Annotated in this window: 11 protein-coding genes; 6 read left to right on the top strand and 5 right to left on the bottom strand. The window is 65.5% G+C overall.

The genetic code is table 11. From position 1 onward, the window contains the following. Positions 1-67: 67 nt before the first annotated feature. Positions 68-724: a Tim44/TimA family putative adaptor protein gene (locus tag L286_RS31815; protein ID WP_007687714.1), complete on the bottom strand. Its 657-nt coding sequence runs from the start codon at positions 722-724 to the stop codon at positions 68-70. Between the two features lie 186 nt (positions 725-910). On the opposite strand from L286_RS31815, the gene secB reads away from it, so the two are divergent. From secB to L286_RS31795, 4 genes are all read left to right on the top strand, one after another. Continuing rightward, a complete protein-coding gene (gene secB / locus L286_RS31810) occupies positions 911-1408 on the top strand; it encodes a protein-export chaperone SecB (RefSeq protein WP_007687711.1) in 498 nt (165 codons plus the stop codon). Between the two features lie 121 nt (positions 1409-1529). Beyond that, entirely contained in the window at positions 1530-3134 is a 1605-nt protein-coding gene (gene murJ, locus L286_RS31805; protein ID WP_020819913.1) for a murein biosynthesis integral membrane protein MurJ, read from the top strand. A 4-nt stretch (positions 3135-3138) separates the two neighbouring features. After that, positions 3139-4143 (top strand): tryptophan--tRNA ligase, encoded by a 1005-nt coding sequence (gene trpS, locus L286_RS31800; RefSeq protein ID WP_020819914.1) that lies wholly within the window; start codon positions 3139-3141, stop codon positions 4141-4143. A gap of 196 nt (positions 4144-4339) precedes the next feature. Further along, on the top strand, positions 4340-4990 hold the full coding sequence (locus L286_RS31795; RefSeq protein WP_020819915.1) for a DUF4136 domain-containing protein: 651 nt from the start codon (positions 4340-4342) through the stop codon (positions 4988-4990). Between the two features lie 246 nt (positions 4991-5236). Here L286_RS31795 and L286_RS31790 read toward each other — a convergent pair whose 3' ends face one another. From L286_RS31790 to mutM, 4 genes are all read right to left on the bottom strand, one after another. Next, positions 5237-5842 (bottom strand): peptidylprolyl isomerase, encoded by a 606-nt coding sequence (locus L286_RS31790; RefSeq protein ID WP_020819916.1) that lies wholly within the window; start codon positions 5840-5842, stop codon positions 5237-5239. Positions 5843-5873: 31 nt separating this feature from the next. Beyond that, positions 5874-7283, bottom strand: a complete 1410-nt coding sequence (gene dnaA / locus L286_RS31785; RefSeq protein ID WP_013039317.1) for a chromosomal replication initiator protein DnaA — start codon at positions 7281-7283, stop codon at positions 5874-5876. Positions 7284-7727: 444 nt separating this feature from the next. Then, the gene (rpsT, locus tag L286_RS31780; protein ID WP_007687699.1) at positions 7728-7991 is read right to left on the bottom strand and encodes a 30S ribosomal protein S20; all 264 of its coding nucleotides are present in this window, start codon (positions 7989-7991) and stop codon (positions 7728-7730) included. A gap of 119 nt (positions 7992-8110) precedes the next feature. Continuing rightward, the gene (gene mutM / locus L286_RS31775; RefSeq protein ID WP_020819917.1) at positions 8111-8923 is read right to left on the bottom strand and encodes a bifunctional DNA-formamidopyrimidine glycosylase/DNA-(apurinic or apyrimidinic site) lyase; all 813 of its coding nucleotides are present in this window, start codon (positions 8921-8923) and stop codon (positions 8111-8113) included. 125 nt (positions 8924-9048) lie between these two features. On the opposite strand from mutM, the gene L286_RS31770 reads away from it, so the two are divergent. Together L286_RS31770 and ubiB are read left to right on the top strand one after the other, a co-directional pair. Beyond that, the gene (locus L286_RS31770) at positions 9049-9780 is read left to right on the top strand and encodes a class I SAM-dependent methyltransferase (protein WP_020819918.1); all 732 of its coding nucleotides are present in this window, start codon (positions 9049-9051) and stop codon (positions 9778-9780) included. 49 nt (positions 9781-9829) lie between these two features. After that, complete coding sequence (gene ubiB, locus L286_RS31765; RefSeq protein WP_020819919.1) at positions 9830-11371, top strand: 2-polyprenylphenol 6-hydroxylase; 1542 nt, start codon at positions 9830-9832, stop codon at positions 11369-11371. Positions 11372-11454 lie beyond the last annotated feature (83 nt).

Genomic DNA, 11454 nt, shown 5'->3' with positions numbered 1-11454 from the left:
ATCACGCCGCCCGCGCAAGCCGACAGCAGCAGCGCCGCGGCCAGCGCCCCCCACGACTGACGCAGGGTCATGCCGCCTCGTCGGTCTCGCTGAGCTTCCAGTTGGGATCGGTGCTGCGCAGGTCGCGCGTGAACGTCCAGATGTCGTTGGTGCCGACGGCGTCGGTCAGCGAACCGGCAACCACATTGCCGTCGCGGTCGCGGGTGACGGCGGCGATGTCCGCTTCGAAGCGCAGCGAAATCTCCGCCATGCGTCCGGTGACGCCCGCGTCGACGATCTGCACCTTTTCGATGCGAACAAGGCGGTTGTCGAGGACATGGCCCTCCGCCTCCCGAGCCGCGATCGCTTCCTCGAAGGAGGCCAGCACATCGGCGTCGCACAGCCATTCCAGTTCCTGCCGGTCGCCGCGCCAGAACGCCTCCAGCACCATCTTGTAGGCGGCCTTGGCGCCTTCCACGAACTGGGGCACGTCGAAGCTGCGGTCGGCCGCGATCAGCGCGCGCACGCCTGCTTCGCCGCCGGGTGCGATCAGCCCTTCGGACAGCCGGACCGAATCGCCCGCCATTTCCGGAACCGGGCGCGGCTGCACGATCGTCACCTTGGCGCGCTCCTCCGCCGGGCGAAGGGCAGGCTCCTGCTCATGCCCGGTCCGCTTGCCGAGCACGGAATAGAGCCGCAGCGCCAGAAAACCGGCAATCATGGCGAGGATGACGATCACATACACGGGGTCAGGCACCCTTTGGACTGAATCTGAAACTGTAACGCGACCAACATAGGCATGTTTCCGCGCATATTCAAATGGCCGCTGTTCAAGTGCCGCATTGCCCCCTCCCGCCGCCCCTGCTAAGCGCGCGGATCGACAGGCGCGGACATTCCGCCCCCAGCAAACCTTAAGAACCAGGGAAATGAGATGGCCGAGGAAGCCGATACCGTTCAGACCACCGGCAATGGCGCCGACAACGGCCCGCAGATCGCGCTGATCAGCCAATATGTGAAGGACATGTCCTTCGAAAATCCGAACGCGCCCGCCGTATACCAGTGGCAGGACCAGCCGCAGATCGACGTGCAGTTCAACATCGGCGCCGACAAGGTGGGCGAGGAAGTCGTCGAAGTGTCCCTGAAGATCGAGGTCAAGGCAACCGCGCCGCAGGGCACCGCCTTCGCCGTGGAGCTGGTCTACGCCGCGATCTTCGGCATGCGCAACGTGCCGGAGGACCAGATGCAGCCCTTCATGCTGGCCGAAGCGCCGCGCCTTATCTTCCCCTTCGCCCGCCGCGTGCTGGCCGATGCGATCCGCGACGGCGGCTTCCCGCCGCTGCTGCTCGACCCCATCGATTTCGGCGGGCTTTACATCCAGCAGGCCGAGGCGATGGCGCAGACCGCGGGCGAACCGGCAGGGCACGCCTGAGTCTGGGAATGATCCATCCCCCCGTTCGGGCTGAGCTTGTCGAAGCCCTCCACTTTCTTCCGATCAAGAAGAAGTGCAGCCCTTCGACAAGCTCAGGGCGAACGGGAGGAGAGGTCTTGCCATGAAGCTCGCCAAGGCCCTCGGTTCCGTCGGCGGGCTGACGCTCGCCAGCCGGATACTCGCGCTGGTGCGCGATTCGCTGGCGGCGCGCTATGTCGGGGCGGGCTTCGCGTCGGACGCCTTCAACGGGGTCGCCTTCCGCCTGCCCAACATGTTCCGCGCCCTCTTTGCCGAGGGCGCCTTTTCCGCCGCCTTCATCCCGATGTTCAACCGCAAGGCGGCGGGACCGGGCGGGGTCGCGGAAGGCTATCATTTCGCCGAGCGCGCCCTTGCCGTGCTATTGCCGGTGCTGGTCGTCTTCACCGCGCTCCTGATCGCGGCGGCGTGGCCGATCACCTGGGCACTCTCCGGCGGCTTCTCCCGCCAGAATCCTACGCCGGAGCAGTTCGCCTTCGCGGTCATGCTTTCGCGCATCACCCTGCCCTATCTGGCACTGATCAGCCTGGCGTCGCTGCTGGGCGGGATATTGAATTCGCTCGACAAATTCTGGGTGAATGCGGCCGCGCCGATCCTGCTCAACGTGGCGATGATCGCGGGGCTGTGGCTGTTCCATGGCGCCGACGAATATGAAACGGCGCGGGTGCAGGCGATTTCCGTCACCGTCGGCGGCGCGCTGCAACTGCTCTGGCTGATCTGGGCCTGCCGCCGGGCGGGCGTGTCGATGAAGCTCAAGCGCCCGCGCTTCGATGCCGATGTGAAGGAATTGCTGCGGCTGATCGTCCCGGCGGCGGCGGGGGCCGGGGCTTCGCAGATCAACTTGCTGATCTCGACCGCTCTGTCGGGCTGGCTGCTCGCCTCCGGTTCGATCACCTATATCTATTATGCAGACCGGCTGAACCAGTTGCCGCTGGGGCTGATCGGCATCGGCCTGGGCACCATATTGCTGCCGACCATTTCGCGCCTGCTTTCCACGGGGCAGGACAGGCAAGCGATGGACACGCAGAACCGGGGCATCGAACTGGCGCTGTTCCTGACGCTGCCCGCGACCGTCGCCTTCATCACCGTGGCGGAACCGATCGTGCGGGGCCTTTTCCAATATGGGCGCTTCACCGTCGAGGATGCGGAGCGTTGCGGATGGGCGCTGTCGGCCTTTTCCATCGGCCTGCCATCCTATGTGCTCGTGAAGGTGCTGACGCCCGGCTATTATGCGCGGGGCGATACGAAGACGCCGGTGCGCTATGCGATGCTGTCGATCCTCATCAACATCGTCGGCAATTTCCTGCTGATCCCGCTGCTGGCGCGAGCGGATATGGGGCATGTCGGGCCGCCGCTGGCGACGGCGCTCTCCTCCACCGTCAATGTGGCGATGCTCTATTCGACATTGGTGAAGCGCGGGCATTTCGCCGCCGACGCGCAATTGCGGCGGCGCCTGCCCCGGCTGGCGGTGGCTGCGGTCGCGATGGGCGGCGTGCTTTATGCGGGCGAGGGAGTGCTCGATCCGTGGCTCGGCGGGGCGATGGTCCAGCGCTATGTCGCGCTCGCCCTGCTTGTCGGCGCGGGGATCGCGCTGTACGGGGTGGCCTGTTTCGTCACTGGCGCCTATCGGCTGTCCGACCTCAAGGCGCTGATGCGGCGCAAAAGTGCAACCAAGACAGAGAACGGATAGAAGAATGCGCGTCCTTTCCGGCATCCAGCCGACCGGCAATCTGCATCTGGGCAATTATCTGGGCGCGATCCGCAACTGGGTGCGGATGCAGGATGAGATGGACAGCCAGAGCCAGTGCTTCTTCTTCCTGGCCGACATGCATTCGATCACCGTGCATGAGGGGCGCGAACAGCGCATCCGCAATGTCCGCGACATGGCCGCCGCTCTGGTGGCCGCCGGGATCGATCCGGACCGTTCCGTCCTGTTCAACCAGGCGCGGGTGCCCGCCCATGCGGAACTGTGCTGGCTGCTGAACGGCACGGCGCGCATCGGCTGGCTCAATCGCATGACCCAGTTCAAGGACAAGGTCGGCAAGGATCGCGAGGGGGCGTCCATCGGCCTGTTCGTCTATCCGGTGCTCCAGGCGGCGGACATCCTGGTCTACAACGCCACCCATGTTCCGGTGGGCGAGGATCAGAAGCAGCATCTGGAACTGGCCCGCGACATTGCGACCAAGTTCAACACCGATTTCGGCGTGGAGCTGTTCACCCTGCCCGACCCGATCATCCCGAAGGAATCGGCGCGCATCATGTCGCTGCGCGACGGCACGGCGAAGATGTCCAAGTCCGACCCCTCCGACATGAGCCGCATCAACCTGACCGACGATGACGATGCGATCATGCAGAAGGTGAAGAAGGCGAAGACCGATCCCGAACCGCTGCCCGAAAGCGCGGAGGGGCTGGCCGGGCGTCCGGAAGCGAACAATCTGCTCGGCATCTATGCGGCTCTGTCGGGCATGAGCGTGGACGCGGTCTGCGCCGAATTCGCCGGCAAGGGCTTCGGCGCGTTCAAGCCGGCCTTGGGCGAACTGCTGGTGGAAACGCTGCGCCCGATCCGGTCTCGGTTCATGGAATTGCGCACCGACGACGCGGCGCTGGACGCCATCTTGGAAAAGGGAGCGGCCAAGGCGTCTGCCGCTGCCGAGCCCACGCTCCGCGCGGCCTATGACGCGATGGGACTGATGCGCTGATGCCGTGGGGCCGCTAAAGTCGCGGCCCTTCCAGCCGGTGACGGGATAATCCGGTCCGCGCCGTCCTAGGGGTGGCAGGACATGGTTTGCGCCCGTTCGCCCGTTACGTGCGTTCAAACGATGTTCAGTTGCGTTTTGCTAAGGCAGGACGCAAGATGTTTGGCAGGCTTGGTGCCTGGTACAGGACGCAAGAAAAATGACCCGTTTCAAAAAGATCGGCTTGCTCGCGGCGCCCGCCCTGGCGCTTGCGGCGCTTTCAGGCTGCGCGACGTCGTTCAAGGCGGACGTCGCCCGCTTTCAGCAGCTTCCGGCCCCCGCCGGGCAGAGCTTCACCATCGTCGCGGACGATCCGCGCCTGGCAGGCGGCCTTGAATTTTCGCATTATGCCGACCTTGTCGGCCAGCGGCTGACCCAGACCGGCTATGTCGCGGCCGGCGATCCGGCGCGGGCGGACCTGATCGTGCGCGTGGCCTATGGCGTCGATACTGGGCGGGAAAAGGTGCGCTCGACCGGCTTCGGCGCGCCGGACCCGTTCTTCTATGGCGGATGGGGCTGGCGCGGCCGCTGGGGCCGCCCCTGGGGCTATGGCTTCTATGATCCGTGGCTGTTCGGTCCGGGCGGCTATAATGACGTGACCAGCTATACCGTCTACACCGGCGACCTCAGCATGAAGATCGACCGCGCCGCCGACAATCGCCGCCTGTTCGAGGGCAAGGCGCAGGCCCAGTCGCTGTCCAACAAGCTGACCTATCTGGTGCCGAACCTAATCGACGCGATGTTCACCGGCTTCCCCGGCCAGAATGGGGAAAATGTGAAGATCACGCTGCCGCCCGAAAAGAAGGGTTGAGCGGTTTTTCAGGCGGGCGGCTTATGGCCATGCCCAAATGCCCGGCGGTCGAGGATCGCCGGGTTTTTTATGGGCCTGTGGGGTTTTTTGGCCACGAGCGGACCTCAGAAAACCGTTCGGGCTGAGCCTGTCGAAGCCCTTCGCTTTTCTTTTAAATCACGCATCCGAAGAAGAAATAAGGCCCTGCGACAAGCTCAGGGCGAACGGGGAGAGAAAGCGAACTGTCGCCTTCCATCTATAGGGCGATCAGGGGATGCGCCGCGCCGTCAGTATCTTCACCGGCTGTTCCAGCATCTGCCCCTTCATCACGCCCTCGCCCGCCGTGGGCGATTTGGGCGCGGCGAGGATCGTCTTCACCGCGTCCAGCCCCTCCACCACATGGGCGAAGACGGCGAAGCCCTGATTGTCGCCCGGCGCTTCGGGATGCGCGTCCATGCCGGGCATCTTGCCCAGCACGATGAAGAAATCCCCGGCCGCGCTGCCGGGCGCATAGCGGGCCATGGAGAGCGCGCCATCATCATGGGTAAGGCCGGTCTGGCTGGTCGGTTCATGCTTGATCGGCGGCAGGATGCGCTTTGGGTCGTTCTGCGCGCCGCCCTGCACGAAACCATAGTCGGCAGAACCGACGCCGCGATAGAATGATGTGCCGTCCAGCCGCTTCTGATCGACATAGCGCAGGAAATTGGCGGCGGTGACGGGCGCCTGGGCGAGATGCACGGCCACCACTATCCGCCCGCTGCCGGTTTCCAGCGCGACCTTCACATCGGCGGGCGGCGGAACCGGGGCCGTCTGGGCGAAAGCGGGAGTGAAGGCGATGAAAGCGGCAAGGAAAAGGGCAAGCTGTCGGATCATGGGCAAAGCCTAATCCAAAGCCACCCGGCTGTCAGCCTTCCAACTGGCGCTGCAGGGCGCGAATGTCGGCGTCCATGTCCGGATTGCTCTGACGCAGTTCCTCGATCGTGCGCACGGCGTGAATCACGGTGCTATGGTCGCGCCCGCCGAAGATGCGGCCGATTTCGGGCAGGGAACGCGGCGTCATCTTCTTGGCCAGATACATCGCCACCTGGCGCGGACGGGCCACCGCCCGCGCCCGGCGCTTGGAACGCATTTCCGCCGCGTCGATCTTGTAATGCGCGGCACAGGCCTTCTGTATCTCGTCCACGGTGATGCGGCGGGCATTGGCGCGCACCGCGTCCGCCAGCATCGCCTGCGCGAATTCCAGGTCGATGGAGCGGCCGGTAAGCTGGCCGTAGGCGATCAGCTTGTTGAACGCGCCCTCCAGTTCGCGCACATTGGAACGGATCGAGCGGGCGAGGAAATCCACCACGGCGTCGGGCACCGGCGGATCGCCCGCGATGGCGCGCTTCGCCTCCAGGATCGCGAGGCGCAGGTCCAGTCCGGCAGGACGGATGTCGGCCACCAGTCCGCCAGCCAGGCGAGAGAGGATGCGCGCATCAATCGCGTCCAGCATCTGCGGCGCGCGGTCGGCGGTCACGACGATGCGGGCGCCCGAATCGATCAGGTCGTTGATCGTGTGCAGGAACTCCTCCTGCGTCGATCCCTTGCCGGCGATGAACTGGATGTCGTCGATCAGCAGCAGCCGCGCCGCCCGCAGCCGCGCCTTGAACATCATGGTTTCATTGGCGCGCATCGCGTTCACGAATTCCATCATGAACCGCTCGGCCGACATATAGAGGACCGGGGCCGAGGGCGAATGGCTGGAAAAGAGCCGGGCGATGGCGTGGAGAAGGTGCGTCTTGCCCTGGCCGGTGCCGCCATGGATGAAGAGGGGGCTGAAGCGCGGCTGGGCTTCCCCGGCCATGGCCTGGGCCGCCGAATAGGCGAGATGATTGGTCTCGCCCGTCACGAACCCGTCGAAGCCGTGGCGCGGCTGGAAATTGGAAGCGGGTGGCAGGTCGGCGGCGCCGTCGTCGGCAACGGTCTCCTCCGCCTGGTGCAATTCCAGAACGCGGGGTCCGACCGCATTGGGGGCGCGCAGCAGGCGCAGCTCCCGCACGCCCGCCCCCGCGCAGCGCCACGCCATCCGCAGGCGGTCGCCGAACTGGCCCGACACGAAATTGGCCGTGAAGTCGGAAGCGAACAGCAGGTCGAGCGTCTGCGATTCGGGGCAATAGTCGCCCAGTTGCGCGGCCTTCAGCCACTGGTCGAACATGCGCGCGCCGATGTCGCGGCGCAGGCCGGCGCGAATGGTCGCCCAGGCAGTCTCCAGGCGCGCATTCTGCTGCGTGTCGAGACCGCTCAAACTTCCAATCACTGCCGCAATATCCTTCATAAACAGTCGACCCCCATCAACTGCACCCCCATAGGCAGGGGCGATGCGACACAGAGACCCGTTCCGGAAAAGCCCCGCCTTTCCGAACGCCTTGCATCAACCAACCTTCTGATGACCGCCGGAAATTCGATTCGAGTGGCGGCCGGAGGATCAAAATAGACAGGCCTGCTTCGTCGGATCAAGGGCGCTGCCTGTCAAAAATGTTAAATAAACCCGTTGACTCGGCAAACTCCGCAGAAAAGGCCGGTTTGAAAAATTATCACCATTTTTCAGTTACTTATAAGCTTGCCCAAGCAGGCCCTGCGCTCGAATCGAAGGAGAATCGCGGGAAACCGGGGCTTCCTCCAAAATGACCCTTTGGTGAACAGAATATGAAAAAGCCCGCCCTGCATCGATTGCGGGCGGGCCTGTCCTGACTGACGAGCTTAAAAAAGCGGCTGCGTCTCAGCCGAGAGCGCTGACGCGCTTCGTCAGACGGCCGAACTTGCGGGCCGCGGTGTTCTTGTGCAGCACGCCGCGGGCCACGCCGCGAGCGAGTTCCGGCTGGACCGACTGAAGCGCCGTGGTCGCGGCAGCCTTGTCGCCGGCGGCGAGGGCGGTTTCGACCTTCTTCACCAGGGTGCGAATCCGGCTGATGCGGGCGCCGTTGATCTCGGCGCGGCGGGCGTTGCGGCGGATGCGCTTCTTGGCTTGCGGCGTATTGGCCATTTATTGTCCTCGGTTCTCGTCAAATCTCGTGAAGGAGCCCGTCGGAATCGCCAACCAGCTCTCGTGAAGGTGCGCCCCTTACAGGGGAACCGGGGTTGCGTCAACCGCCGAGCGCTCCGCTATTTCTGGCATTTCGGGCAGAAAAAGGTCGATCTGCCCCCGTCCAGGCGGCGCTTGATGGGCGTGCCGCAGACGCAGGGCTCCCCTTCGCGGCCATAGACCCGCCATTGCTTGGAGAAATAGCCCAGTTCCCCGTCGGGCCGCGCATAGTCGCGCAGGGTGGAGCCGCCTGCGGCGATGGCGGCGGCCAGCACCTCCCGAATCGCGTCGACCAGCAGGACGAGACGCGCCCGGCCGATCCGGCCCGCTTCGCGCGTCGGGGCGATGCCCGCCATGTTGAGCGCCTCGCAGACATAGATATTGCCCAGTCCCGCGACGATGCGCTGATCGAGCAGCGCGGCCTTGATCGACGTCGCCTTGCCCTTGAGCGCGGCGGCCAGGCTATCGGGGGTGAAATCCGGCCCCAGCGGTTCCGGTCCCATGCGGATGAAGGGATTATAGGCTTCCCGCGCCTCGCTGCGAACCAGGTCGAGCGAGCCGAAGCGGCGCGGGTCGTTCAGCGCAAGCAGCCGCCCTCCCCCCGTCCCGATCAGCAGATGATCATGCGCCCCGATCTCCGCCGGATCGATTCGCCAGCGGCCCGACATGCCAAGGTGGAAGATCAGCGTGTCGCCGCGGTCGGTGTCGATCAGGCCGTATTTGGCGCGGCGCGACAGGCCGGTGACGGTGGCGCCGGTCAGCCGCTGGCGCAGGTCGACAGGTATCGGAAAGCGCAGGTCGGCGCGGCGCGGCTCCACCCGCGTCAGGAGCGAGCCTTGCAGGACGGAGCGCAGGCCCGCCACGGTGGTTTCGACTTCGGGAAGTTCGGGCATGGCCCTCTATGTAATGCGCCGGACGGCCCGGCAACAGGCGACTTGGCGCATGCGGCGAGCCATGGACATTTTACCCGATCTCAGATGTTTCCTCTGCCCGGAAAAATGCTCTAGAGCGTGCGGCCATGAGTGAAACCGCTTCCTTTGGCTATCGCGATGTCGAAGCCGCCGAAAAGCAGGGGATGGTCCGCGCCGTCTTCTCCAACGTCGCGTCCAGATATGATCTGATGAACGACGCCATGTCGGGCGGCGCGCATCGGCTATGGAAGGACCAGCTCGTCAACCGGGTGAAGCCGCGCCGGGACGAGCGGATACTGGACATGGCGGGCGGCACAGGGGACATCGCCTTCCGCCTGCATCGCCATGGCGCCCAGGTGACCGTGTCCGACATCAACCCCGAAATGCTGGCCGTGGGTGTCGAGCGGGCGAAGAAGAAGGGGCTGGAGGGCCTCATCTGGTCGGAACAGAATGCGGAGGAGCTGAGCTTCGCGGACCGGGCGTTCGACGCCTATACGATCGCCTTCGGCATCCGCAACGTGACCCATGTCGACAGGGCGCTGCGCGAGGCGCATCGGGTGCTGAAGTTCGGCGGGCGATTCTTCTGCCTGGAATTTTCCACGACGACATGGCCGGGCTTTTCCGACGTCTATGACGTCTATTCGCACCGGCTGGTGCCCCGGCTCGGCAAGCTGCTGGCCGATGACGAGGACAGCTATCGCTATCTGGTCGAATCGATCCGCCGCTTCCCCCCCATGCCGGCGTTCGAGCGGATGATCCGCGACGCCGGCTTCGTGCAGACGAAGGTGGAGCCGATCCTCGGCGGACTGGTGGCGATCCATAGCGGGTGGAAAATCTGATGGGGCGCCCGTCACGTCCTTCTCCCGCAGGGGAAGGGCATAAATAGCGATGCCTTCCCACCTCACGCATATCTGGCGGCTGCTGAAATGGGGCCGCACCCTGGCGCGGCATGGCGCGCTGACCGGGATCGAGCGCGATCCGCTGACGCCGACGCCGGTGCGGCGGCTGGTGCGGGTGGCGCGGCTGGGCGCGCGGGTGCCCCGGCAGCCGCGCTATGCCGACGCCTTCCAGTCGATCGGCCCGGCGGCGATCAAGCTGGGCCAGACGCTGGCGACGCGCCCCGACCTGGTGGGGGAGGATGCGGCGAACGACCTGCTGCGCCTGCAGGACGCCCTGCCCCCCGTGCCGTTCGCCACCATCCGGGCGCAGATGGAGCAGAGCTTCGGGCGGCCATTGGAAACGCTCTACAGCCGCTTCGACGAGGCGCCGGTGGGCGCCGCCTCCATCGCGCAGGTGCACCGCGCCGTGACGACGGACGGACGCGACGTCGCGGTGAAGGTGATCCGTCCCGGCGTCATCGACCAGTTCAACCGCGACATCCAGACCTATGAATGGGCGGCCGCCCATGTCGAGATGCTGGGCGGCGAAGTGGCCCGCCTCCGTCCCCGCCTCGTCATCGCGAACATGAAGCGCTGGACGGCGCGGGAACTGGACCTGCGGCGCGAAGCGGCATCGGCTTCGGAACTGGGCGAGGCGATGGAGGCCATGCCCGGCTATCGCGTGCCTGCCATCGATTGGGACCGCACGACCGGCAAGGTCATGACGATGGAGTGGATCGACGGGGTCAAGATCTCCGACCGGGACGCGCTGATCGCCGCCGGCCATGATGTGAAGGAGATCGCGGCAAGGCTGGTCAACGCCTTCCTGCGCCAGGCTATCGCCGAAGGCTTCTTCCATGCCGACATGCATCAGGGCAATCTGTTCGTCACCCCCAATGGCGACATCGTCGCGATCGATTTCGGCATCATGGGCCGGATCGACCGGCGGGCGCGGATGTGGCTGGCGGAGATCCTCTACGGCCTCATCACCGGCAATTACCGCCGCGTGGCGGAAATCCATTTCGAGGCGCAATATGTGCCGGGCCATCACAATGTCGAGGAGTTCGCGACCGCCCTGAGGGCCGTGGGCGAACCGATGCGGGGCAAGCCGGTGCGCGAACTGTCGGTCGGCGGCATGCTGGACGGCCTGTTCGCCATCACCCGCGATTTCGACATGCAGACCCAGCCGCACCTGCTGCTGCTGCAGAAGACGATGGTGATGGTGGAGGGCGTCGCGACCGCGCTCGACCCCGACATCAACCTGTGGGAGACGAGCGGCCCCTATGTGAAGGAATGGCTGCGCGCCGAACTGGGGCCGGAGGCGAAGGCCGCCGACGCGCTGATCGAGAATGTCCGCATCTTGCAGCGCCTGCCGGGCCTAGTGAAGCGGATCGAGGAGGCCTTTCCGGAAAAGGGCGGCGCCCCCCCGCCGCCGCCCTTGACGGAGGTCAGGCTGATCCGGGTGGGCAGCGGCTGGCGCTACATGCTGGTGGCGCTGCTGGCCGGCCTGGCGGGGGCTGGCGCAATGGCGGCCGCTACGACCTTTCTATAGAGGGGCGCTTCGGCCAGTTGCGGTCATCCGTTTTCCGTCACCCCGGACTTGATCCGGGGTGACGAATAGGGGAAAGGTCCGCT

The organism is Sphingobium sp. HDIP04, from assembly GCF_000445085.1.
In the GTDB taxonomy this organism is placed as follows: Bacteria; Pseudomonadota; Alphaproteobacteria; order Sphingomonadales; family Sphingomonadaceae; genus Sphingobium; species Sphingobium indicum.
The sequence above is the reverse complement of the archived record's forward strand: the minus strand, read 5'-3'. Positions and strand labels throughout refer to the sequence as shown.